The sequence below is a fragment of the Neolewinella aurantiaca genome (assembly GCF_008014675.1).
GTDB lineage: Bacteria > Bacteroidota > Bacteroidia > Chitinophagales > Saprospiraceae > Neolewinella > Neolewinella aurantiaca.
Genome location: NZ_VOXD01000001.1, coordinates 162388 through 185176 on the forward strand (window position 1 = coordinate 162388; position 22789 = coordinate 185176).

The 22789-nt window shown below is 53.4% G+C and carries 22 protein-coding genes; 14 read left to right on the top strand and 8 right to left on the bottom strand.

The window, feature by feature from the left end; translation table 11 throughout:
• The first annotated feature begins 22 nt into the window (after positions 1-22).
• Positions 23-1687 carry a caspase family protein gene (locus tag FUA23_RS00640; RefSeq protein ID WP_147928767.1) on the top strand — a complete coding sequence of 555 codons (1665 nt, stop codon included), beginning with the start codon at positions 23-25 and terminating at the stop codon, positions 1685-1687.
• A 72-nt stretch (positions 1688-1759) separates the two neighbouring features.
• On the opposite strand, the gene FUA23_RS00645 is transcribed toward FUA23_RS00640, so the two are convergent.
• Genes FUA23_RS00645 through FUA23_RS00655 form a run of 3 tightly spaced genes read right to left on the bottom strand, consistent with a single transcriptional unit; the run spans position 1760 to position 3511 of the window.
• The gene (locus tag FUA23_RS00645; protein ID WP_147928768.1) at positions 1760-2728 is read right to left on the bottom strand and encodes a CdaR family protein; all 969 of its coding nucleotides are present in this window, start codon (positions 2726-2728) and stop codon (positions 1760-1762) included.
• A complete protein-coding gene (gene yajC, locus FUA23_RS00650; RefSeq protein ID WP_147928769.1) occupies positions 2697-3011 on the bottom strand; it encodes a preprotein translocase subunit YajC in 315 nt (104 codons plus the stop codon). Before yajC ends, FUA23_RS00645 begins: the two co-directional genes overlap by 32 nt.
• Before the next feature lie 5 nt (positions 3012-3016).
• Entirely contained in the window at positions 3017-3511 is a 495-nt protein-coding gene (locus FUA23_RS00655) for a DUF1573 domain-containing protein (RefSeq protein WP_147928770.1), read from the bottom strand.
• A 175-nt stretch (positions 3512-3686) separates the two neighbouring features.
• Between FUA23_RS00655 and FUA23_RS00660 the strand changes: the two genes are divergently transcribed.
• From FUA23_RS00660 to FUA23_RS00685, 6 genes are all read left to right on the top strand, one after another.
• Positions 3687-4199 (top strand): shikimate kinase, encoded by a 513-nt coding sequence (locus FUA23_RS00660; RefSeq protein ID WP_147928771.1) that lies wholly within the window; start codon positions 3687-3689, stop codon positions 4197-4199.
• Positions 4200-4312: 113 nt separating this feature from the next.
• The gene (locus FUA23_RS00665; RefSeq protein WP_147928772.1) at positions 4313-5710 is read left to right on the top strand and encodes a S8 family serine peptidase; all 1398 of its coding nucleotides are present in this window, start codon (positions 4313-4315) and stop codon (positions 5708-5710) included.
• Between the two features lie 148 nt (positions 5711-5858).
• Positions 5859-6740: a tRNA (adenosine(37)-N6)-dimethylallyltransferase MiaA gene (gene miaA, locus FUA23_RS00670; RefSeq protein ID WP_262713684.1), complete on the top strand. Its 882-nt coding sequence runs from the start codon at positions 5859-5861 to the stop codon at positions 6738-6740.
• A 158-nt stretch (positions 6741-6898) separates the two neighbouring features.
• Positions 6899-7576 carry a metallophosphoesterase family protein gene (locus FUA23_RS00675; protein ID WP_147928774.1) on the top strand — a complete coding sequence of 226 codons (678 nt, stop codon included), beginning with the start codon at positions 6899-6901 and terminating at the stop codon, positions 7574-7576.
• Positions 7577-7797: 221 nt separating this feature from the next.
• Positions 7798-8907 (top strand): tRNA 2-thiouridine(34) synthase MnmA, encoded by a 1110-nt coding sequence (gene mnmA, locus FUA23_RS00680; protein ID WP_147928775.1) that lies wholly within the window; start codon positions 7798-7800, stop codon positions 8905-8907.
• Positions 8908-9007: 100 nt separating this feature from the next.
• Complete coding sequence (locus FUA23_RS00685) at positions 9008-9376, top strand: TfoX/Sxy family protein (protein WP_147928776.1); 369 nt, start codon at positions 9008-9010, stop codon at positions 9374-9376.
• A gap of 22 nt (positions 9377-9398) precedes the next feature.
• Here the strand turns inward: FUA23_RS00685 and FUA23_RS00690 are convergent, their stop codons facing one another.
• Genes FUA23_RS00690 through FUA23_RS00700 form a run of 3 tightly spaced genes read right to left on the bottom strand, consistent with a single transcriptional unit; the run spans position 9399 to position 11455 of the window.
• Complete coding sequence (locus FUA23_RS00690) at positions 9399-9989, bottom strand: alpha-ketoglutarate-dependent dioxygenase AlkB (RefSeq protein WP_147928777.1); 591 nt, start codon at positions 9987-9989, stop codon at positions 9399-9401.
• A 47-nt stretch (positions 9990-10036) separates the two neighbouring features.
• The gene (locus FUA23_RS00695) at positions 10037-10786 is read right to left on the bottom strand and encodes a 5-oxoprolinase subunit PxpA (RefSeq protein WP_147928778.1); all 750 of its coding nucleotides are present in this window, start codon (positions 10784-10786) and stop codon (positions 10037-10039) included.
• A 36-nt stretch (positions 10787-10822) separates the two neighbouring features.
• Positions 10823-11455, bottom strand: a complete 633-nt coding sequence (locus tag FUA23_RS00700) for a deoxynucleoside kinase (RefSeq protein ID WP_147928779.1) — start codon at positions 11453-11455, stop codon at positions 10823-10825.
• A gap of 324 nt (positions 11456-11779) precedes the next feature.
• Here FUA23_RS00700 and ribH point away from each other — a divergent pair, with 324 nt between their 5' ends.
• From ribH to FUA23_RS00725, 5 genes are all read left to right on the top strand, one after another.
• Positions 11780-12301, top strand: a complete 522-nt coding sequence (gene ribH / locus FUA23_RS00705; protein WP_147928780.1) for a 6,7-dimethyl-8-ribityllumazine synthase — start codon at positions 11780-11782, stop codon at positions 12299-12301.
• 26 nt (positions 12302-12327) lie between these two features.
• Entirely contained in the window at positions 12328-12687 is a 360-nt protein-coding gene (locus FUA23_RS00710; protein ID WP_147928781.1) for a diacylglycerol kinase family protein, read from the top strand.
• 83 nt (positions 12688-12770) lie between these two features.
• The gene (locus FUA23_RS00715) at positions 12771-15008 is read left to right on the top strand and encodes a B12-binding domain-containing radical SAM protein (protein ID WP_147928782.1); all 2238 of its coding nucleotides are present in this window, start codon (positions 12771-12773) and stop codon (positions 15006-15008) included.
• A 227-nt stretch (positions 15009-15235) separates the two neighbouring features.
• Entirely contained in the window at positions 15236-16195 is a 960-nt protein-coding gene (locus FUA23_RS00720) for a hypothetical protein (protein WP_147928783.1), read from the top strand.
• A complete protein-coding gene (locus FUA23_RS00725) occupies positions 16195-16878 on the top strand; it encodes an ABC transporter ATP-binding protein (RefSeq protein ID WP_246143956.1) in 684 nt (227 codons plus the stop codon). The genes FUA23_RS00720 and FUA23_RS00725 overlap by 1 nt, the downstream gene beginning before the upstream one ends.
• Here the strand turns inward: FUA23_RS00725 and FUA23_RS00730 are convergent.
• Together FUA23_RS00730 and recR are read right to left on the bottom strand one after the other, a co-directional pair.
• Positions 16875-19361, bottom strand: coding sequence for a DUF5686 and carboxypeptidase regulatory-like domain-containing protein (locus tag FUA23_RS00730; RefSeq protein WP_147928784.1), 2487 nt, complete (start codon positions 19359-19361; stop codon positions 16875-16877). The two genes, FUA23_RS00725 and FUA23_RS00730, sit on opposite strands and share 4 nt — an antisense overlap.
• Before the next feature lie 221 nt (positions 19362-19582).
• The gene (gene recR / locus FUA23_RS00735) at positions 19583-20185 is read right to left on the bottom strand and encodes a recombination mediator RecR (protein WP_147928785.1); all 603 of its coding nucleotides are present in this window, start codon (positions 20183-20185) and stop codon (positions 19583-19585) included.
• Positions 20186-20464: 279 nt separating this feature from the next.
• On the opposite strand from recR, the gene FUA23_RS00740 reads away from it, so the two are divergent.
• Positions 20465-21787, top strand: coding sequence for a dihydrolipoamide acetyltransferase family protein (locus FUA23_RS00740; protein WP_147928786.1), 1323 nt, complete (start codon positions 20465-20467; stop codon positions 21785-21787).
• A 224-nt stretch (positions 21788-22011) separates the two neighbouring features.
• Positions 22012-22749, top strand: a complete 738-nt coding sequence (locus FUA23_RS00745) for a 3-keto-disaccharide hydrolase (protein ID WP_147928787.1) — start codon at positions 22012-22014, stop codon at positions 22747-22749.
• Positions 22750-22789: the final 40 nt, after the last annotated feature.

Consider the following 22789-nt stretch of genomic DNA (forward strand, 5'->3'; position numbering starts at 1 on the left):
CAGTATTCAAATTCCCAAAAGCATGTCACGATTTTTTCTCACACTGAGCTTCAGTTTACTCTGTTTAGTGCTGTCTGCTCAGGGCAACTGCGTCAGAGGTAATTGCCTCGACGGAAACGGCAAAATGGTATTTCCTGACGGAGCATCCTACGACGGAGATTTTCGCAGAGGCAAGTTCCAGGGTACCGGTGTCATGAAGTACCCCGGTGGAGCGATGTACGTTGGCAGTTGGCACAAATCAGTGCAGGAGGGCCGTGGCCGGATGACCGAAGCGGATGGTACCAGCTACATTGGTGGCTTTCATGACGGTAAGCGTCATGGCGAAGGTGTGATCACTTTCGCGAACCGTAACCAGATGAAGGCCGAGTTTGCATTCGATAAGGTAAAGGGTGAAGTGACATTTACTTTTGCCAACGGTGATTATTACAAGGGCGAAATGAACGGCACGACCATCGAAGGTTATGGCACTATGAATTACGTTAGTGGGGATGTTTACACCGGAGAATGGAAAAACAACCAGCGCAACGGCGAAGGAACAATGGCTTTTGAAGACGGGACCACACTGAAAGGACAGTGGGAGGGCGACAACTACCACGCCGACTGGAGCCGGCTCGGTTTCCAGGGAGATCGTGCCAACGCCACCGATTGCAACGGCGGGTGCCCGGAAGGCGTAGGAAAATACCGCTATCCGAACGGTACCGTTTTTTACGGGAACGTAGAGTCGGGGATGCCTACCGGTACCGGAACCGTAGTGTACACCAACGGAAATACGTATCACGGTAACTTCAGTGGCCACCAGCCCGAAGGGCTGGGTATCATGTACTACGCCGACGGCGAAATGCACGGCGGAATCTGGAGAAGCGGCGGGCTGTACCGCAAGATATTTACCGCTATGGGCCGTCCGGCGCAGAACATTCAGCCGGATTTCGATCCGGAGGTGAAAGTATGGGCAGTAGTGGTAGGGGCAGCCCGCTACACGCATATGCGGACCCTGCTGTACACCGACGACGATGCCTACCAGCTTGCCGGCTTCCTGCGCAGTATCGAGGGTGGGGCACTGCCCGACGAACAGGTCCGGGTCCTGATCGATGAAAACGCGACGCACCGCAACATCATTATGGCTATGCGCGAAGTTTACCAGCGCGCCGACGAAAACGACGTGATCCTGTTCTATTTCAGTGGCCACGGTCTTGAGGGATCGTTCCTCCCCGTAGATTACGACGGCTACGTCAATAAACTCGAGCACTACCAGCTTAAGGATGCGCTGCTGGCCAGCCGTGCCCGCCATAAACTGGTTATTGCCGATGCTTGCCACAGTGGCAGCCTGGCGGGAAGAAACGGAGATGCACAAAATGCCAAAAGTGGTGGCGGAACCGACGCTACACTCAATGCTTACTATTCTGCTCTGAACAACGCTCAGGCATCTACGGCACTTCTACTGTCAAGTAAAGGAAAAGAGATCAGCCTCGAAGACGGGGGCTTGCGTAGTGGCATCTTCAGCCACTTCCTCATCCGGGGGATGAAGGGCGAAGCAGATTCCAACGGAGACAAACTGGTTTCTATTCAGGAACTATTCTCTTACGTGCACCGCGAGGTGCGCCAGTATACGGGGAACATCCAGACACCAACCCTGACGGGTAACTACGATGAGCTGATGCCTGTTTCCGTTATCCGCGGGCGGAGATAAGTCTTTCCCGGCTTGCTCCAGACAGGAGGCTTCGAGGGAGGGGGGGAGGAATTGCCAGGTCCTTCAGACTGTTTAGTCGACCAGGTAATATTCCACAACTCTCGGTGAAAAGCGGAGGCCTTTAATTACTTCGGGTTGCTGTTCTACGGAGATAGGGACGCTGTTTGCGCTTTCTCCTGCGGTGAGTCCGGTAAGGTCTGCTACCAATCTGAAATCGTCGGCCGTAACGGTGCCGTATGCACTCTGGGGCAAACTGATAATCAGGTCCACCGTTTTAGGGCTGTATTCGTACTTTTTCCCTTCCGGGCCGTTTTCCAGGGTTACGGGCACGGTGATGGTTTCCTGAATGAAAGCTTCAATTTCAAGGCTATAGCTTACTTCGGTTCGTGAAAGGGTGATTCCTTCGGGCGGGGATTCCAGCCTGACCACCCGTGCTTCGGTTTTGTTTTGTTCCGTAAAGGTCAGCGCCTCGGTGGGCCATTCGGAGATTTCCTCCAGGGCATCCGTGGCTCCGCTGACGGTAATACTGTCGGGGCGGATATCCGGCGGGCTGATGGCCAGGTGACCTTCCGCAAAAGTTACTTTGATTCGGCTGACGACAGGAACACGCTTTCCTTCTTTGGGGGTGGTAAGAACAGGAACGGACTCAAACCCGGGGAGGGCGATGGAGACTTCGTTGCTCGACAATTTTCGGCTCAGCTCCCGTTCCAACGATGTACCGGTAAGGCGTTTATTTTCTTTATTCTGGACGTTTACTTCCAGTACCAGATTGTCGCGGCGTAGTGTTTCCCAAAGCAGGTTCCAGCCGCTACCGGAAATCGTGGCATCGAGGAGGTCGGGCATCCGGCCAACAAGAACACGCTCGGGATCTACGAGGTAGCTGACGGGGACCTGCCGATTGATTGTATAGTCGCGTGAAAGATTCAGGATGAGCCAGAAAACGAAGGCTGCACCAATGCAGATGGCCAACACCTTACGGTCGGTGTCGGCCATCTCCTTGAGTGGGTTCTTACTTAGCAGTGTCCGGAGGATAGATCGCATCGGTTAGTTCCTTGGAAATAGCATTCTTGGTACACCGAATGTAGGTCTTATTTCCGACGTTGAGGGTAACAATAGCATCTTCGATCTTATCGATACGGCCCAGGATTCCGCTGGCGGTTACTACTTCCTTGCCTTTTTGCAGACTATCGAGGAAGTCTTTCTGTTCTTTGGCTTTGCGGCGCTGCGGAATGACCATGAAGACGACGATCACACCAAGCATAAGGAACATTGGCAGGAGACCACCGAGGGTGTCGGTGACGGATTGCAGAAAAAGAGAAGTCATATTGATTATTCGTTAATTACTTTGCCGTCCACATAAATAGTGGTCATAGCAGGGTAAGTATTGGCAATGATGGTGACCGGCTTACGCTGGTGGCCGTATTTGTTTTTAGTGTCGAAAGCAATACTGATTATTCCGGATTCGCCGGGAGCGAGTGGGGCTTCCGGGTAGCTCGGTACAGTACAGCCGCAGGTAGAGCGTGCCTTGGTGATCAGGAGGGGAACCGAGCCCGTATTGGTAAATGGAAAATCGTGCTTTACGACTGTACCACTTTTGACTTCTCCGAATTTGAACTCGGTCTCTTCGAATTGAAGTTTGGCAATGTTGCTGGTATCCACGTCTTCGGCTCCTACGTCGACGGGGTTGCGTATGATCGATGCAACGGGGCCCAGCTCTTTTGACTCAGAATCGTTTTCTGGCGAGGACGCAGGTGCAGTCTCACAACCAAGGAGCAGGGTGAGGGCAAAGACGGGGAAGAGCCGGAGGGCAGATGATAGCAACATTTACTTAGGTTGGTTCAGAAGCGGGGCAAAGGTAGTAAACGGTACGCGTTACTTTTAGGTTTCGGTCTTCAGGAATCCGGACAATTGCCCGCGCTTGCTCCGAGGAAGACCGGGATGGAATTCTCTCTTTGGGTTGTTGATCCGGGATACCCGACATTTACTACCTTGCGGCCCAATGAAAACCATCTACCTGACGGGCTTTATGGGTTCCGGAAAATCTCATACGGGTAAGCTGCTTGCCGAGCGCCTGGGCTTGCCTTTCATCGATCTTGACGCTGTCATCGAAACCACTGCTGGTAAGACGATTAGTGAGATCTTCGCGGAAGAGGGAGAATCTGCTTTCAGGGAACTGGAAACAAGTTCTTTGCGCGCAACCGCAAACGATCCTCCGGGAGTTGTATCTACCGGTGGCGGCGCCCCGTGTTTCAACGACAATATGGATTGGATGAACCGCCACGGCGTTACCGTTTTTCTGGATCCGCCCGTCGGAGTGCTGTTACAGCGCCTGGAAACCGGCCGCGATCACCGGCCGTTACTTCAGCCGGCACAGGAATTGGGGGCTTTCATCACCCGGAAACTGGCTTCCCGGAGACCTCAGTACGAAAAAGCACAGATTCAACTGTCGCTTGCAGACCCAAACGCAGAGGTAGAACGTTTGCTTGTACGTCTGCTCGGGAACGAAGGGTAGGGGAGTTCGCCCCATAAACCCTGCCTTGCTCCTGCGTCAGCGCCCGGATGGCATTGCCGGGCTCCGATCTCTCATCAGCGGGCCGCGTCTTTTAACCCTGATATACCAACCAAATGAATAAGCTTCTCTTTCTTGTTGCCTTCCTCGTATTTTCTTTGCCGGCTTTTGCCCAAAAGACCACTGAAACCGGCATGTATCTGGTTACCTTCAAAAACAAAAAAGGTACGACCTATGACGTCTCTCGTCCCGAAGAATTTCTGAGCGAACGGGCCCTGCTCCGCAGGGCTGCCCATGGTGCTGAAATCACGGAGGTGGACCTCCCGCTCAGCCCGGATCACCTCGCTGAAGTAGCAGAGACCGGTGCTACGCTCTGGTTGCAGAGCAAGTGGATGAACGGTGTGGTGGTTGCTGCTGCCGGTCCGCAGGTAAAAGAGCTCAATAAGCTTAATTTTGTGGACGAGGTAGAGCTTGTAGCGCCCGTTCAGTACAGCCGCGCATCTACGCTTCCGGTTGTTCCTAACCTCGACCGGCCGGAACCGCGTGTAGATCCGGTACCCGTTAGTTCCCGCTTTTACGGCTATGGCTGGGATAACCTCACGGGTATGAAAGGTGATAGCCTTCACAGCTGGGGCTTCCGGGGGAAAGGCGTTTTGGTTGCGGTCTTCGACGGCGGCTTCCCCAGCGTCAACTACAAAGATTTTCTTGGGTACCGGGAGGAGGCCGAAGTGCCGGCCAATTATGATATCGTGGAGCAGGACAGCACTGCCCTGGACGGATCAACGCACGGTGCGACCGTGCTGAGTACTATGGCCGCCAACCATCCTTTTTTTTTCATCGGCACTGCTCCCGAAGCGAAGTACGTACTCTTCAAAACCGAAAACGGTAAAGGCGAACACCGGCTGGAAGAGATCAATTACGCCGTTGCGCTCGAACTTGCCGATAGCATCGGCGTCGATGTGGTGAACAGTTCGCTTGGTTATACGACCTTCAGCTCTAAATCGATGAACTACAAATACAGCGATCTCGACGGGAAAACGAGTCCGGCCAGCCGTGCGATCACTACAGCGTTTGAGCGGGGGATGATCATCGTTACCAGTGCCGGAAACTCCGGATCGGACCCGTGGAAATACATCGGCACCCCGGCCGATAGCCCCGAGGCATTCTCCATTGGGGCGCTCAACAGCGATGGCAGCAGGGCGTACTTCAGCAGCTACGGGCCTACGGCCGATGGCCGTATAAAACCCGACGTCAGCGCCCTGGGCGTAGACGTAGCTGCGGTGGCCTCTAATGGTCGCGGACTCACTTCGGCCAACGGAACGAGTCTTGCTTCTCCGCTGGTGGCGGGCCTGATGGCCTGCCTGCGGCAGGCCGTGCCCGACGCTACCAATCAGGAAATACTGGATGCCGTGCGGGCGACCGCAAGCCAGGCCGATGCACCAGATAACGAACGGGGGTGGGGGCAGCCAGACTTTGCCGCTGCCTACCGTCTGCTGATGAGCAAGCGCCCGTAATGATTTTCCCCCGCGGGTGGTTTATCTTGTGTGTAGGAACACCTTTTGCATATAAACATGTTTATATGCAAAAGGTGTCTCTACCCGAAATAACTCACCCCGGAAAAATCCCCAAACACCCTAAAATTTCGAACCTCTGAAAACCCTGATCGTACTTGGCGGACCTACTGCTTCCGGAAAAACCAGTCTTGCAATTCAGTTGGCGCAGCATTACGACACTGAAGTTATCAGTGGCGACAGCCGGCAGTTTTACGAAGAGATGGAAATCGGTAACGCCCGGCCGGATAAGGAAGAGCTCAGCGCTGCAAAACACCACTTCGTTGCTGACCGCAGCATCGCCAATCCGCTTTCCGCCGGAGGTTTCGAGCGGGAAGGGCTTGAATGCCTGAACAGCATTTTTGCCCGCAACGACTACGCCGTCCTTACGGGCGGCAGCGGGCTTTATCTACGGGCACTTTGCGAAGGACTCGACAAATTTCCCGACGTATCGGAGGCGGCGCGGACGCAGGTGCAGGAACTGGTTGAACAAGAAGGTCTCTCTGGTCTTCAGGCTGAGCTTGAGCGACTGGACCCTGAGTACTACGCGAAAGTCGACCGGCAAAACGCCAGGCGGCTGGAGCGTGCATTGCAGGTGTGTTACTCGGCAAACCGGCCTTACTCTTCCTATCTGGGCAAGCGCAGCAAGCGCGATTTTCGCTGTGTTTATCTGCGCCTTCATCCGGAGCGGCCGCTGCTTTACGAACGGATCAACCAGCGGGTGGACCTCATGCTGGAGGCAGGACTAGAGAAAGAAGCCCGGGAATTGTTCCGTTTTCGTCACCTGCCGGTGCTGCAGACCGTTGGTTATCAGGAATGGTGGCCGTATTTCGAGGGAACTTATGACCGGGATCGTGCCGTTGAACTAATTAAACAAAACAGCCGGCGGTACGCCAAGCGTCAGGTTACTTGGTTTGGCCGGGGCGATGTCTACCGGGCGGTGGCCGGGCTGGAGGAGGCGGTTGGCGTTGTGGCGGGATTGAATTCTCACTAGTTTTTGTCGATTTGTCGACTTATCGACAAGTCGATAAACCGACAAGTCGATATATCCGAGTTGACGTTCAATCAGCCCCAAATACAGCCCACCACTTTCCATTCAACTTCTTCATCGTTTAACGGTTGAAACTCAATAAACCCTAATCTAAACCCTTAATGCGCCAATTCTCCATCACAGACATTCACGGCCACCTGAAAACCTTTGAGGCCCTTCTGCAACGACTTGACTTTTCCGTCCATGACCAGCTGTTTCTCCTCGGAGACTTCATTGACCGGGGGCCGGACAGTAAGGGCGTTATCGACTACGTGGAGGAATTAAGGGCCACCGGCCACCAGGTTCATTGCCTGCGTGGCAACCACGAGCAAATGGCACTGGATGCAGTATACGGCAACGATAGTTGGCGGATGTGGCTGAACAACGGCGGAAAGGAAGCTTGTAGCAGCTTCGGTACGCACGGTGAATGGTTCGTACCTGAACCCTACCGCCAATGGATGGACGAACTGCCTTATCACCTTAGTACCCAGGGGTACCTCTTCGTTCACGCAGGCCTCGACACGCGTGTGGATGATCCGCTGGCGGATACACACAGCCTTATATGGTCCCGGTGGTGGTACGAACCGCAGGACAAGGAATGGTTAGATGGACGCATTCTCGTACACGGGCATACTCCTGTAAGCCGGGCGGAGATTGAACAAAGCATCCTTGACCTGGAAAGCGTTCCGGTGATCAATATTGATAACGGCTGCTTCGCCCCGGCCTCCCGTGGCATGCATCACTTGTGTGCGCTGGAGTTGAAAACGCACGCACTCACCTTCCAGGAGAACATAGGATAACGGGGTTGTAACCGTGTTTCCCGTAGGTGTAAACGGCCTTCAAACGGATTTTTGCACCTGCGTTTTGCGCCCGATAAACGAATTGCAACTACCTGCTTAGAATAATCGTTACCTTTGCGCGGTTTTTGGGGTATGGCATCCCGCTGAGATGCTTCCTTTACCCAAGGCCAAATGAATATACTTTAGGCCAGGCCCTTGAACCTGAGCGTAAAACATTGAATATGAGCAAGCACGGACGTGTACTCGTCGCCATGAGTGGCGGCATCGATTCTACCGTTACAGCCATGATCCTGCATGAGCAGGGCTATGAAGTTGTAGGGATTACTATGAAAACCTGGGATTACGCCAATAGCGGAGGCTCTAAAAAAGAGACTGGTTGCTGTAGCCTCGATTCCATCAACGATGCCCGTAAGGTGGCTGTCGATATGGGTTTTCCTCACTTTATCATTGATATCCGTGATGAATTCGGTGACCACGTAATCGACAACTTTGTCGACGAATATATGGCCGGCCGGACGCCAAACCCCTGCGTTCTGTGCAATACTCACATCAAATGGTCGGCGCTGCTGAAGCGCGCCGATGCTATGGATTGCGAGTTTATCGCTACGGGCCACTATGCGCAGCTAAACCAAACGGATGCCGGCCGCTGGCATGTCCGTAAATCCGCAGATGCAAACAAGGACCAGAGCTACGTACTCTGGGGGCTGAGCCAGGAATGCATGGCGCGCAGCCGCTTTCCGCTTGGCCATATGACCAAGCCCGAAGTTCGGCAGCTCGCCTACGATTGGGGCCACGAAGAACTGAGCAAAAAAGCAGAATCCTTCGAAATCTGTTTCGTCCCCGACAACGACTACCGCGGTTTCCTGAAGCGGCGTTTGCCGGAGCTGGAAGCGCAGGTTGCGGGCGGAGACTTCGTCTCCGTCGACGGAAAAAAGCTCGGTAAGCACGCGGGATATCCGTTTTACACCATCGGTCAGCGCAAGGGGCTTGGCATTGCTTTCGGAGAGCCGATGTACGTAACCAAAATTGACGCAGCGACCAATCAGGTCACCCTTGGCCGCGTAGACGACCTCATCCGCAACGGGATGATGATCGGCGGAGCAACCCTGCAGAAGTACGACAAACTCCCCGACGCCGGGCTGGAACTCATCACTAAGGTTCGGTACAAAGACAGCGGGACCATGAGCCTCGTTGAGCAAATCGGCGACACCGCCGACCGCTTTGCGGTCGATTTTTACGCCGATGTGCGCGGTGTCGCACCTGGCCAGAGCGCCGTTTTCTACGAAGGCGACGACGTTGTCGGCGGAGGACTGATCCACGCCTCGAGGTAAAAGTCGGAGTGCAGCATTCTGATCACACATTTGGTTATCCCCAACAATGTGATTTTTTTCTGCACTCTGCACTCTGCACTCTGCACTCCAAGTATCCACCATGCCCTACGACCCTCTGCTTGCCGCACGTATCTCTAATCTCCTTACGGTAAAGGCTCCTCATTTTACAGAAAAGCCGATGATGGGAGGGAGGATATTCATGCTCCACGGTAAGTTGCTTTGCGCGCTTCTGCGGGAAAAACATACCGGCGAAGACCTGCTGATGGCCAGGGTAGGAGAGGAGGCATATGCAACGGAAATAGAGAAAGAATTTACGCAGGAGACGAACTTTACCGGCCGTCCTGTACGTGGGTATATTTTCGTAGTTGGCGAAGGGATGACGGACGATAGCGCCTTAGGCTATTGGCTGGACCTCTGTATAGCGTTCAATCCTCAGGCGAAGGCCAGTAAAAAGAAGAAAAAGAACTGAGACTTCATTGTGGGTGATCCGCTTATTTAAAGGCCGGCTCCCTGAAGGTGATATTAATCCTCCCGTGCTTGTACTCAGGGTTTCGGGGCAGGCTGTGAACGTACCGTGACTGACAGTAGGCTCCCATTACCAATAAGCTTCCGTTGGCGAGGTCAAGGCTGTAGCCATCCTCTTCGTCTGATTTGGACTTGAAACTGAACTCCCGCACTGCGCCAAGACTGATAGATGGCAAGATAGTATTGACTCCGGAGGTCTCCTGATCGCTGTGATAGGGCGCAAAGTAACTGCCATCTGGGTAATAGAGGCACATGGCTACTTCAAAGGTCTTGTCCAGGTGTTGCTCAACTTTCGTTCTCAGCCGGGCCAGCGGGCCGGACCATACGTGGGATTTCCCATGAACAGTTTCGGGGTAACTGTTTTGCCGGATGAGTTCTTCGGTGAGGAAAAGAATTTTATAGCTATCGGTTTCAATCAGGTTGTCACCCGCTTTTATGATCAGCCTGGCCTGACTCAGTCTGTACTGATCAATCAGGGTAGCATACAGTTCTTCGCTCTCTTCTGTACTCAGGAAGTTACTAAGATAATCGACCGTGCAATCCAGTGGTAGTTTCATGGAGAGTGTGTTTTACCAGGCTGTTATTATTGTCGACGAATGCAGACTCACTGCAATTTTTTCCTGATACGGGATTTCGGAGCTGAATTCAGTATTTCCCGCACGGCTTCTGCCCGTTCGACGGCACCTTCGTGATCGCCGTGGATACAGATGGTTTGTACTTCCAGCGGGTAGGATTTACCATCGGTAGCGACGACATGGCCTTTCAACATATTTTGCACCTGCGTGCGCGCCGCCTCTTCACTTTCCAGAACGGCTCCGGGTTGGTTGCGCGGGCGCAGGTGCAGGGTGGGTTCATAGGCACGGTCGGCAAAGCCCTCGGCCCAGAACTCCAGGCCTTCAGCTTCCGCGAATTCCCGCAAATACCCTTTCGGCGGACCGTAAATGATCGGTATCTCCAGCTCCGCCGCGACAATCGCGATGGATTGCGCCGCTGCGGGGGATTCGTTGGCGTAATGATAGAGCGCTCCGTGGGGCTTCAGGTGATTTAGTTCTTCACCAAGGCTTTCCACCATCGATTTCAGCGCCCCGACCTGGTACAAAAGTTGCGCGTAAAGCACTTCGTCTTCCACCTCAAGCCGCTTGCGGCCAAAATTTTCCCGATCCGCAAAAGAAGGGTGGGCACCGACGGCTACGCCGTGCTCCACGGCCAGTTCAATGGTCTTGAGGATGGTGTAGGCATCTCCGCCGTGGAAGCCGCAGGCGATGTTGCAACTGTCGAGCAGAGGCATCAATTCCTGGTCGTTGCCTACCGTGTTTTTGTACCAGCTTTCGCCGAGGTCTGCATTGAGGTTCATATTTCAGTATTCAACAGTCAGCGGAGCAATTGGGGGCTATTCGAAGAGTCCGTGCAATTTCCCCTGTACTTTTTCAACTACCATGCCGAGGTCTTCGGGCTTGTTGGCAAAATCAAGGTTGTCCACATCGATGATCAGGATGTTTCCCTCGGTATAGGTTGATATCCAGGACTCGTAGCGGTTGTTGAGTTTCTTGAGGTAATCGAGGCTCATGCTGCCTTCGTAGTCACGACCGCGATTTTCGATGTGTGCCACCAGTGTTCCGATACCGGCACGGAGGTAAATAAGCAGATCAGGAGGGCTGATGCGCTTCGTCATTTTCTCGAAAAGCTCGGTATAATTGTTGAAATCACGCGTGGTCATCAGGCCCATATCGTGAAGGTTGGGCGCGAAAATGTAGGCATCTTCGTAGATGGTACGGTCCTGAATAACGGTCCGTTCGCCTTCCTGGATTCCGAGGATCTGGCCGTACCGGTTGTGCAAAAAGTAAACCTGAAGATTGAAACTCCAGCGTTTCATATCATCATAAAAGTCAGATAGATAGGGGTTGTCGTCGGCGCTTTCGTAGTGGACGTCCCAGTCGAAATGCTGGCCGAGTTTACTGCACAGGGTTGTTTTTCCGGCGCCGATGTTTCCGGCGATTGCTACGTGCTTGATCTTTTTAGACATGGAAGGGATGTGATTCCGGGTGGGTTGTATTGAAGTCCGCCAAAGGTAGTAAATACCGACGTTCGTAGACCCGAATCTTTTACCTTTGGGGAAATTCAATTGCTGATGTACTCGCTGAAATTGTCCGCTTTGGCCGTATGGAGCAAAGCCTGACTCGTGAAGCCAGAGGTGTAAAGACCGCAAAACGTGCTGGTAAGGGAATAAGAAATACAGCAACAAAGTAAATGTCTCGTTTGTATTGTTTCTCGGAATAAGGAGACTCGGTAAGTTTGCCCACCGATCTCTGTTTCCAGCCTTCAATTTCTAACCATCTAACTTCTATCCATGGCTTCCGCCCTAAAGAACCTGAGCACTTACGACGATTCCAATATCCCCGATGCAACCGAGTTAAGCTTCGGCATCGTTGTTGCCGATTGGAACCGGGACATCACCCATGCGCTCTACGAAGCGTGCATGGAAACACTGCTGAAACACGGCGCGAAGGAAGAGAATATTTCTGTTGCTCAGGTGCCGGGGGCATTTGAGCTCCCCGCTGGCGCACGTATTCTTGCCGGCCGCGAGAAACTCGACGCGGTGATCTGTTTAGGGTGTGTAATCAAGGGCGAAACCCAGCACGACGAGTACATCAACAATGCCGTTGCGCAGGGGCTGATGAACCTCAGCATCTCTACCGGCCGGCCGTTCATCTTCGGTCTGCTGACGCCGAACACCCACGAGCAGGCAGTAGATCGTGCGGGCGGCAAGCACGGGAACAAAGGGGTAGAAGCAGCGGTTACAGCACTGCGCATGGCTGCGCTTCGTAAAGAAAAACCGGAGGGTAAAAAATCGATTGGATTCGGGAATTAGACCTCCGTACAAAAGCTCACTATCTGTTGATTAATTTTATTGTTTCCCGTTTAAAAGCCTTCAAATACGCCTGGGATGGCCTGGTTGACCTGCTCCTGTACCAGGAGCCTGTACTGGTCCACCTCGCGGCCATCGTCGTAGCGCTTGGCACGGCCTGGTTTCTGGATTTCCCGACCTGGAAATGGGTGGCTATCGTTTTCTGCATCGGCTTCACGCTCACCACCGAAGCTTTGAATACAGCGGTAGAGTACGTTGTTGATCTGGTCTCGCCGGAGTACCACGTACTCGCCGGAAAAGCCAAGGATATTGCAGCGGCGGGTGTGATGCTCTCCGCCATGACTTCAGCGATTATTTTCGGGATACTGATCTATGATTCGCTGGCTTAACGGCAGGCAGTAATCGCCTGCCTTGCTTGTTACCAAAGCGCAGCCGTAAGAGCCCCATCGTTGCAATCCGTACCTTCGCCCCCGTGCCGAAACTTCTTCTCATAACGCCTCCTTTCACGCAGCTGAATACCCCGTATCCGGCAACGGCCTACCTGATGGGTTTTCTCAAAAAGAAAGGAATCCCTGCCGACCAGATGGACCTCGGCATCGAGGTCATTCTCGAACTGTTCACGCCGGACAGGCTGAGCGAAATGTTTGAGATGGCGCGGCCGCAGGTGCAGGGTGGGGACGTGACGGCCAACGTTGCCCGCATCTTCGCGTTACGCGAAGAGTATTTGGCAACCATCAGCAGTGTGATCGCTTTCCTGCAGGGAAAGCAACCTACACTCGCCCGGCAGATCGCCAGCGAGAATTTTTTGCCGCAGGCAAAACGCTTCGATCAACTCGCTGAACTCGACCTCGCCTTCGGAGCAATGGGGCACCAGGACAAAGCCAAACACCTCGCTACGCTTTACCTCGAAGACCTGTCCGATTTTATCGTTGAGTGCATCGACCCTGATTTCGGTTTCAGCCGCTACGCCGAGCGCCTGGGGCGCTCCGCCAATAACTTCGATGAACTCCACGCTAAACTACAGGAGCCTCCAACCTATATCGATACCATCACGCTTGAGCTGCTGGACAAAAAACTTGCGAAGAGTTTCCCCCAGGCGGCAGCTAAATCAAATATCGCCAATCGCCAATCGCCAATTGCATATCCTTTAGCCTGCTTCAGCGTCCCTTTCCCCGGCAACCTGTATTCAGCTTTCCGCTGTGCGCAGCACATCAAGTCTAATTACCCCGGGGTGAAAACGGCGATGGGCGGCGGATTCCCGAATACCGAACTCCGCTCGGTAAGTGACATAAGGGTTTTTGGCTATTTTGATTACATCACCCTCGACGACGGAGAGTTGCCCCTCGAACTGCTCATCAACCATCTCTCTGCACCTGCTGCCGAGCCCGTTAAGCCACTATTTAAACGGACCTTTCACCTCGAAAACGGCGAGGTTATTTACAATGACTTTGCCCTGCAACGCGATTACCGCCAGAGCGAAGTCGGGACACCCGACTATAAGGGGCTTCCGCTTGACCGTTACGTCTCGGTCATCGAGATCACCAACCCGATGCACAGCCTGTGGAGCGATGGCCGGTGGAACAAACTCACCATGGCCCACGGCTGCTACTGGGGGAAATGTACCTTCTGCGACGTGAGCCTCGACTATATCGGCAACTACCAACCCGTACAATCAACGATGCTGGTAGACAGAATGGAAGAACTCATAGACCAGACCGGAGAGACAGGTTTCCATTTCGTCGATGAAGCAGCGCCACCGGCCCTCATGCGCGACCTGGCCCTGGAAATAATCCGCAGGAAACTGCGGGTGACCTGGTGGACGAATATCCGCTTCGAAAAAAGCTTTACGCCCGATCTTTGCCGCCTCCTTCAGGCCAGCGGATGTATTGCTGTTTCCGGAGGGTTGGAAGTCGCTTCGGACCGCCTGCTCGACCTCATCAAAAAAGGCGTAACCGTTACCCAGGTTGCGCGCGTAACCGGCGCGTTCACCGATGCAGGAATAATGGTGCACAGCTACCTGATGTACGGCTATCCAACCCAAACGGTTCAGGAAACGGTCGACAGCCTGGAGATGGTGCGGCAACTCTTTCAGGCGGGAGTGATTCAATCCGGGTTCTGGCACCAGTTTGCGCTCACCGCGCATAGTCCCGTTGGCCTCGACCCCGACAGTTACAACATCATACCACACTACAACGAAATTACCTTTGCCAACAACGACGTCCAGTTTACGGATGCTACGGGCATCGATCACGAGCAGTTCAGTTACGGACTGAAAAAGTCACTGCTCAATTACATGCACGGCCTGTGCTTCGATTATCCGCTTTCCGAGTGGTTTGAATTTCCGATTCCGCAGACCAACATCGCGCCTGATTTTATCGCCGATTGCCTTGATTACGAGCACGATCAACTGAGTCGTTCCAACGCCCGTATCGTATGGCTGGGCGGAGAGCCGAGTTGCCTGACGCTGGAAGACGGAGTACTGGAACTCAGCCTGTTCGACCGTCGTGATGCAGACCACCTGCTACTTCCGCTGGAGATCGGTAAGTGGCTCTACGACAAACTGATAGACTTGGGGGATGCCGAAGAGGAGCCTTTGTCGTTGGAACGTTTCAGGTTCAGTTTTGAAACGGTAACGGGCGAATCGTTCGAAGAATTCTGGTACACCGAAGAGATGGAAATGGTGAGGGCCTACGGCCTGCTGGTCGTTTAACCATGTTACCGAATGCTGGACGGCAAATTATGTGTTGTTCCTAACCATTCGGCTAATCCTCTTTTAACGTCCAATCTTAGGGCTGGCAAGGCTGGAAAACCGGAGTTGATTTGTAGCTAAACAAGGATTTCTTGTACCTGGTACAGCGCCAATCCTAACCTGCACGTGGTGGAGTTCAGCGCCTGGTAGCGCTGCCAATACATCCGCTTCCGTAACTTTACCGTTAAGTGAAACATTACTTTCAGCTTCAAAAAACGATAATTGACCGCCATCTGGTTGCCTGGGGCGTTCGGCCGTGGCTTGGTTATGTATTGGGCATAGGTCTTTTTCTCGGTCTTTGCTTGCTGGCGTACTCACGCACCGGTTTTGCGGGTTACGGTATACTGGCAGTGGGGGGCTGGTTGCTTGGTTGGCTTAGCGGGCGGGAACGAAACGATTTCCTCGCCATCACTTTCGACCGGGCTGCGTACCGGAAAATCCGGCTGCTGGAAAACAGCATAGTCTGCCTTCCGTTTTTGGTGGTTCTTTTAGCTAAAGGCGACTGGGCGCTGGCGCTGGTGCAGGGTGGGGTTGGGATAGCAATGAGCTCTCTGCGCTTAGCACCAACTTCGGCTTTTACTATTCCTACACCTTTCGGTGCCTACCCATTCGAAGCCGCCGTAGGTTTCAGGCGGTTTTGGTGGTTGGTTGCCGTTGCTGTTTTTCTGCTCGTAATGGGCGTTCGGGCCGATAATATGCAACTGGCGATCTTCAGTTACGGCGGGCTGATGTTTTTGTATTTGATGTTCTATTCGGAACCAGAACCAGCCTTCTACGTCTGGATTCATGCGGATACACCGCAGCAGTTTCTAGTCCGTAAACTTGCCGTAGCCCTGGGCTACCAATTACTGTTGGCTATTCCGTTCCTGATCAGTATCGTTTTCTTCTTTCCGGAAGTTGGCTGGTCATTGCTGATTGGTCCCGTAATTGCGGGACTGAACCTGGCGTTGATCCTGTTCATCAAATACAGCGTCTTTCCGCACCCGCTCAACATCGTCGATTCGCTGGCATTGATGACCGGCCTGATTTTGTGGCCGTTCTTACTTTTTCTGTTGCCCTATTATTATTTCCGCGCTTTGCCGGTTCTGGCGGTTCAGCTTCCCCGGTTAAATTCCCTGGACGATAACCGGCCCCCAAAAACTTCCTGATGATGCTCGAACTGAAAAACTTACGCAAAAGCTACGGACCTAAAGAAGTGCTGAAAGGCATTTCGGCTACTTTCAGCGCCGGTAAAGTCTACGGTATCGTCGGGGAGAATGGTGCAGGAAAGACCACTTTGTTCCGTTGCATCGCTGACCTGATTCCTTTTGAGGGAGAAATCCTCAAAGCGCCGGCAGACTTCAACCATCACCTCGGTTTTCTTCAGACCAATAATCTGTTGCTCCCCATGATGACCGGCCGGGAGTACCTCCGGTTGCTGATTCGGGCCCGTCACCTGCCGGTAAGCGACCTCGACGACCGTAACATATTTGACCTTCCTTTAGACGAATACGCCCGCAATTACTCCACCGGGATGCAGAAGAAACTCGCGCTCCTCGGTGTTCTGTTGCAAGGTAATAACTGCTTGATCCTCGACGAGCCCTTCAATGGTGTCGACATCCAGAGCAACATCATCATCGCCGAAATCATCCGGGAATTGCGCAGGTTGGGCAAAACGGTTCTGATCTCCTCCCACATCTATTCAACCCTGACCGACACCTGCGACGAGATTCATCTGCTGAGGGATGGTCTGTTCGTGAAGAGTGCCGGGCCGGAATCCTTCGCTGATCTGGAAGGAGAGATGATTCGCGTCACGGTTGGGGATCGGGTGGAAAGACTCGGCCTGAGTTAGAAACTCCAGTCTTTTTTCCAGAGATCAATCAGGTCGAAGCTGACCTTGAAGGAGGTATTGGCCCGCCCGTTGTTGTCGTCGCCAAGGACGGCGTAGGTGCCTACCCGCAGCCGGCGCCTTGCGCCGACCTTGAACACCCGCTCCAGCCCAACAAATACTTCCTGATAACGGAACTTCTCCGAAGGAAGGTAGAGAAACCCTCCTCCCGCAACGGTCTTGATCCGGGTTTTATTCAGCAACGGAATGTTGTTGATCAGGGCACCGTTGAAGTGGTGGATGTGATGAAACTCAAAGAAAAGATTGGAAGTATTCAGGGAGGTATCCAGCGCGTTGAAGGTATTGGTCGGGTCTGAGAGCAGTAAGGGGTCTGATTCCCGGAAGCGCTTAATGTCTACAAACCGCAGATCTTGTGTATTGATGAATTTACCGGCCTTGAGTTCGTAATTGGAGTTTCCCAGCACCCCGAAACGGAGGTTCTGGCTAACGGAGGCCTGCAGGTAATCGAAGTTGATGTCGCTGGAGAGCGGGCCTTGCCACCCTTTGCGGTGCAAAAGGGTAAAGGTGGGCCACTTGCTGCCCAGGCGAATCTTACGGTCCGGTTCCCGCATATACTTCAGGCCGGGGGTGTAGGAAAGCGAGGTGGTGGTGATGAAGGCTTCATAAGCTTCGAAATCGAGCGGCTCTTCGTCGTCATCGATAATACCTCCGAAGAGATTGCTGGTCTTGAAACCTGTGATTGGCCGGCGGGCACTGATCTCGGCATTGACACTGAAGATCATACCGTTGACCACCTCGATGCCGTGCCCGACCCGAAAGGCATCCTTAAGAATATAGTTCGATGCCTTAAGTTGGTTGAGGTACGCGTCGTTCTGGTTGATGGATTCGAAACTACGGCCGCCGCTCAGGGCAACCTCACCCAGGTTAAAGGCATCGTACCGATGCCAGATGCTGAAGTCGCCGGTCAGGTTTTGGTTGAGAAAACCGTACCCCAGAGAACCGGAAGTACTGAGCACTTTACCGTTCTCGTATCGCCGGTTGTAGCTCACGTAAGGGTTGATCTCCCAGCCCCCAACTACTGAGTACCCAATCAGTTCAGGAATCGAGCCAACGTAGAGATGGCTCTTTTTTTCATTGTTCCGGAAGCCGACTCCGTCCCAGATCAATTCGAGGGGAGTAACCTTATTGTACCGGTCCTGAATGCTGTCCTGGTAGGCTTTACTGTTCACCACGGCCTCGATGCTGTCGCGGATGCGGACTATTTTGGCCTCTTTCTCCGTAAGCTGTACCGTACGTCCGGTTGCCCAGTAGGTACTGTCACGATCGTAAGCTTCGCGGGTGGTTACCGCTACCTCGTTGCCGAAAAACTTAGCGGGAAACTCGAAGTTGTGCTCATAGTCCGAGTAACGTAGCGTGGTGTTGCCCCGGAAGGTGGCACGTTTACCCTGCTTGGCCACGTAGTCGAAGACTTGCTTCCCGACGGTCCACAGGCTGTCTTCGTGTTGGACGTATTCCTGCTTCAGCCGGAACTCATCGAAAAATTTGAGCGGGTATTTGCTGAACTCCAGATCAAGGCGATTGATGGTGTAAGTATCCTCGTTGATCCACAAGTAGCCCCGGCAGGTGGAGTTGCCGTTTTTGCGTGGAATCACTTTGATCTTATAGACGATCTGATCGCCTTCCAGATCAGTGCTTTCCAGCTTGAACTTATAAGAAAGAATACCGGTGCTGCTCAGCGGAGAGATGACGGGAGCATCGGAAATATTGGTGAGCTGCACCATGTTCCGGTAGAAGTTAAAATCCGTCTCGCCGAAGCGGGGTACAAATAAGCCCCGCGTATTTCCGTACGCCTGGTACGCGGTCCGTTCCTCTTTGTAGTTGCGCGGTTGCTGGAAGTTAAGGGTAACCTCCATTTCCAGAAAGTTGAGACTGCCGAGCAATTCTGCCCGCTCTTTGGCTTCCTGTGCGAAAGGGTCCGGTGCATTCATCGGCTCTTCACCGGTTGCGGGGACCTCGTCGGTTTGTTTTCCTTTTTTATGGCGCTCTACCTCCTCGACGGCTTTGACGTAAACTTTGGTCCGGTACGAATCGGCTGCCCGCAGGTGTTTCGCTTTTCGCTCCACCACCTTACGGATGATGCCGTAAGCGGGGTCTTTCTTACCGGCCGAAACGGTGATTTCCTGAAGCTGGAGATCGGAAGAATTGAGTTTCACGTCCAGCGTGAGGGGTTCAAGGGTAAGGATGATATTCTCTTTGGTACTCGTATAACCCAGACTGGAGAAAATGAGACGATAATTGCCTTCGGTAGACAGGTTGAGGACGTAATTGCCTTCATCGTCGGTGGTGGTACCGGTGCCCAACTCCTGAACCAGGATGTTAGCGTAGGGTACAGGTTCGCCGAATTCGTTGGTTACTTTCCCCGCAACGGATTGCGCGGTAAGCAGGCCGGAGAACAGCAGGAAAAGGGAAAGGAGCTGTAGTTTCATTGGGTGTCATGCCCGGAGGCGCGTTGTTGTAATCAGCCTAAAGACGTACCAAATCCCCAAAGAGATGTCTTTACGGGACTACTTAACACGAATTTATTAGTGTCAATCGGGCAGGCATCGCCGAAAAACCAAGCTGCATTCTGCACCCTGAGTTCTGCCTTCTGTGCTCTGCTCTCTGAATTCTGCCCTTCGCTTTCTACCTCTCTGCTCCCTGTCCTCAGCTAGTGCACCTGCGTGCGCGCCACGATACTTCTACCCAGGGTTACCTCATCGGCATATTCAAGTTCGCCGCCGAATGATACACCGCGGGCAATATTACTGACCGAAACGTCAATCCCGTTGAGTAACTTATTGATGTAGAAGATGGTAGTGTCGCCCTCGATGGTGGGGCTGATGGCCATGATGATCTCCCGGCATTCTGGTTTCCGCGCACGCTCAACGAGCGTGTCGATGTTGAGATCGGCTGGCCCGATGCCTTCAACGGGCTGGATGATACCACCCAGCACGTGATAGAGCCCCCGAAACTGACGGGTGTCCTCGATGGCCATCACGTCACGAATGCTTTCAACTACACAAATCATTGACTGGTCGCGGCGCTCATCCCGGCAAATAGAGCAAATGTGATCATCCGACAAATTGCCGCAGGTGGTGCAGTGCTGAATGTTTTCACGCATTGAGGCGATGGACCGCGCAAAATGAACGCTGTCTTCGGTAGGGCGCTGTACCAAATGAAGCACGAGCCGCAACGCTGTCTTTTTGCCGATTCCGGGCAGGGAGGCGAAGGAATTGACGGCTTCTTCGATTAATTTTGAGGAGAACTCCATTGTAGTCTGTTGGTCTGTTAGTATTCCAGTCTTCAGTTGTTTCGGTAGAAGGTTTTGCGGGGAGAATAACCAACTACCTGACGGACTAACAGACTGATAAGGGCGCGCACGCAGGATGCAAAGAACGCTAAAAGAGCTATGATTTGAACCGAATTAAGTTCATGGGGCTGTAAAACACAACAAACCATCACCTTCCCGGTTTGCAATACCCATAAATAAGTGGCAAATTTGCCGACTCAAAAAGATCTTAAAAAGAAAGGAACCCAAAAGAGATACCAAATGGCTGATATTATTCGGATGCCCCTGATGAGCGACACTATGGAAGAAGGCAATATTGTCGATTGGCTCGTTGCCGAGGGCGATAGTGTTGAAGTTGGCCAGACCCTGGCTGAAGTAGAAACTGATAAAGCTACTATGGAGCTGGATTCTTACTTCGAAGGTGTAGTCCTGCACATCGCTGTGAAAAGCGGTGCCGTACCCGTAGACGGAGTGATTGCCGTAATCGGAGAAGAAGGAGAAGACTGGAAAGCGGCTCTCGAAGCTGACGGCGGCGATGCTGCCCCTGCTAAATCAGAAGCTCCGAAGGAAGAAACTCCTGCCACTACCACGGACTACTCTCACCCGACCCCCACGGCCGATAACTCCAAGTCCGGAACGCCCGGCACTCCGGCTGCCCCCGCATCCGGTTCGGATGACCGCCTGAAGGCAAGTCCACTTGCTAAGGCGATGGCTAAAGAAGCCGGCATCGATATCTCTACCATCACCGGTTCTGGTGAAGGTGGCCGGATCGTGAAGGCTGACGTCGAAAAAGCACAAGCTGCTCCGGCTCCGGCTCCCGCAGCAGCTGCTGCCCCCGCTGCACCTGCTCCCGAAGCAGCTCCTGCACCTAACGTTCCCGCTTTCGCATTCGGAGCAAGCGGAGAAAACTACGTGGACACACCGGTAAGCCAGATGCGCAAAGCAGTTTCCCGCCTCGTCTCCAACTCTAAATTCACCGCACCTCACTTCTACGTGACGGTCGAGATCGCGATGGATAAAGTTTGGGAATTCCGCAAGCGGATTAACGAAGTAGCCCCGGTTAAAATCAGCTTCAACGACCTCGTCGTTAAGGCTTGTGCCGTAAACTTGCTGAAGCACCCCGTTATGAACTCCAGCTGGCAGGGCGATACCATCCGCGAAAACGGTGAGGTGCACATCTCCTGTGCTGTCGCAATCCCCGATGGCCTCATGATGCCTGTGGTTCGCCACGCCAACATGAAGTCGCTCAGCCAGATCAACCTCGACGTGAAAGCGCTCGTAGGTAAGGCAAAGGCACGGAAGCTGAGCAACGAAGAAATGACCGGGAGCACTTTCTCCATTTCTAACCTGGGAATGTTCGGCATCGAAGAATTTACCGCCATCCTCAACCCACCAAACGCGGCGATCCTCGCCGTTGGTGGCATCCAGGACAAAGCCGTTGTTCGTGACGGACAGGTAGTCCCCGGAAAAGTGATGAAGGTTACCATCAGCTGTGATCACCGCGTAGTAGACGGCGCTTCTGCCGCCGCCTTCCTCAACGACGTGAAGGCCTGCCTCGAAGACCCGATCCGCCTCATGGTATAAACCAGTAACCACAGCCCCGGGCTGCGGGTTATCGAAATTACAGAACAGCGCCACCCGACCTCGTCGGGTGGCGCTGTCTTGTTTTAGCAACCTGGTAAGAAGAGATAACCACAGCGGCCTCATGCACTTTTACGGATCGGATTGATTTTTAGCCGAACTGGTTGTGCGTGCTGCCGAACAGCTGCTAACCATTTCCTATCTTGCCGCAAAACATACCCAATATCATGCAAAAGCAACTTCTGACTCTTCTCCTTCTATTGATCGCCGGAGCAATGTCCGCCCAAATCACAGACCCCAAAGCCACCGAATTTTACGAGCCGGTACCGCCTAAAGTCCAGGCCGCTCCGGTTACAACGCCTGCCCCTTCCGATGCGATCGTTCTGCTGGGGAAAGGAGCAGACGCCAGCGAATGGACCAACGGCAAAGGTGGAGCAGTAGAATGGACCAAAGAAGGTGACGCCCTGGTCGTTAAGCCCGGTGCAGGAGCCATCCAGACCCGCCGTAAATTCGGTGACGTACAACTGCACATTGAGTGGCGCAGCCCCAATGAACCCAATAAAGAAGGCCAGCAACGGGGTAACTCCGGTGTGTTTTTTCACGGGCGTTACGAGGTTCAGGTACTCGAGAGCAATGGAAGTGACACCTATACCAATGGCCAGGCCGGCTCGGTGTACAAAGAAAACCCACCCCTCGTCAACGCAACTTCGAAAATGGGAGACTGGAACAGCTACGACATTGTTTTCAGCTCTCCGGTTTTTAACGACGATGGTATGCTGATCCGCCCGGCTTACGTGACCGTATTCCATAACGGTGTATTGGTGCAGAACCACTGGGAAATCAAGGGCACGACCGCTTACATTGGCCTGCACAAGTACACGGCGCACCCCGAAACCGGCAGTATCAGCCTTCAGGACCACGGTAACCTGGTGGCTTACCGTAATATTTGGGTCCGGGAGTTGTAGCAGGCACATCTTCCTGCCGGCCTTTCCACCTGTTTTGAGA

What these genes read in the sequence shown, in the direction of transcription:
- FUA23_RS00640 (WP_147928767.1), top strand. Translation starts at nt 23, where the DNA reads ATGTCACGATTTTTTCTCACACTGAGCTTCAGTTTACTCTGTTTAGTG.
- FUA23_RS00645 (WP_147928768.1), bottom strand. Translation starts at nt 2,728, where the DNA reads ATGCGATCTATCCTCCGGACACTGCTAAGTAAGAACCCACTCAAGGAG.
- yajC (WP_147928769.1), bottom strand. Translation starts at nt 3,011, where the DNA reads ATGACTTCTCTTTTTCTGCAATCCGTCACCGACACCCTCGGTGGTCTC.
- FUA23_RS00655 (WP_147928770.1), bottom strand. Translation starts at nt 3,511, where the DNA reads ATGTTGCTATCATCTGCCCTCCGGCTCTTCCCCGTCTTTGCCCTCACC.
- FUA23_RS00660 (WP_147928771.1), top strand. Translation starts at nt 3,687, where the DNA reads ATGAAAACCATCTACCTGACGGGCTTTATGGGTTCCGGAAAATCTCAT.
- FUA23_RS00665 (WP_147928772.1), top strand. Translation starts at nt 4,313, where the DNA reads ATGAATAAGCTTCTCTTTCTTGTTGCCTTCCTCGTATTTTCTTTGCCG.
- FUA23_RS00675 (WP_147928774.1), top strand. Translation starts at nt 6,899, where the DNA reads ATGCGCCAATTCTCCATCACAGACATTCACGGCCACCTGAAAACCTTT.
- mnmA (WP_147928775.1), top strand. Translation starts at nt 7,798, where the DNA reads ATGAGCAAGCACGGACGTGTACTCGTCGCCATGAGTGGCGGCATCGAT.
- FUA23_RS00685 (WP_147928776.1), top strand. Translation starts at nt 9,008, where the DNA reads ATGCCCTACGACCCTCTGCTTGCCGCACGTATCTCTAATCTCCTTACG.
- FUA23_RS00690 (WP_147928777.1), bottom strand. Translation starts at nt 9,989, where the DNA reads ATGAAACTACCACTGGATTGCACGGTCGATTATCTTAGTAACTTCCTG.
- FUA23_RS00695 (WP_147928778.1), bottom strand. Translation starts at nt 10,786, where the DNA reads ATGAACCTCAATGCAGACCTCGGCGAAAGCTGGTACAAAAACACGGTA.
- FUA23_RS00700 (WP_147928779.1), bottom strand. Translation starts at nt 11,455, where the DNA reads ATGTCTAAAAAGATCAAGCACGTAGCAATCGCCGGAAACATCGGCGCC.
- ribH (WP_147928780.1), top strand. Translation starts at nt 11,780, where the DNA reads ATGGCTTCCGCCCTAAAGAACCTGAGCACTTACGACGATTCCAATATC.
- FUA23_RS00725 (WP_246143956.1), top strand. Translation starts at nt 16,195, where the DNA reads ATGATGCTCGAACTGAAAAACTTACGCAAAAGCTACGGACCTAAAGAA.
- FUA23_RS00730 (WP_147928784.1), bottom strand. Translation starts at nt 19,361, where the DNA reads ATGAAACTACAGCTCCTTTCCCTTTTCCTGCTGTTCTCCGGCCTGCTT.
- recR (WP_147928785.1), bottom strand. Translation starts at nt 20,185, where the DNA reads ATGGAGTTCTCCTCAAAATTAATCGAAGAAGCCGTCAATTCCTTCGCC.
- FUA23_RS00740 (WP_147928786.1), top strand. Translation starts at nt 20,465, where the DNA reads ATGGCTGATATTATTCGGATGCCCCTGATGAGCGACACTATGGAAGAA.
- FUA23_RS00745 (WP_147928787.1), top strand. Translation starts at nt 22,012, where the DNA reads ATGCAAAAGCAACTTCTGACTCTTCTCCTTCTATTGATCGCCGGAGCA.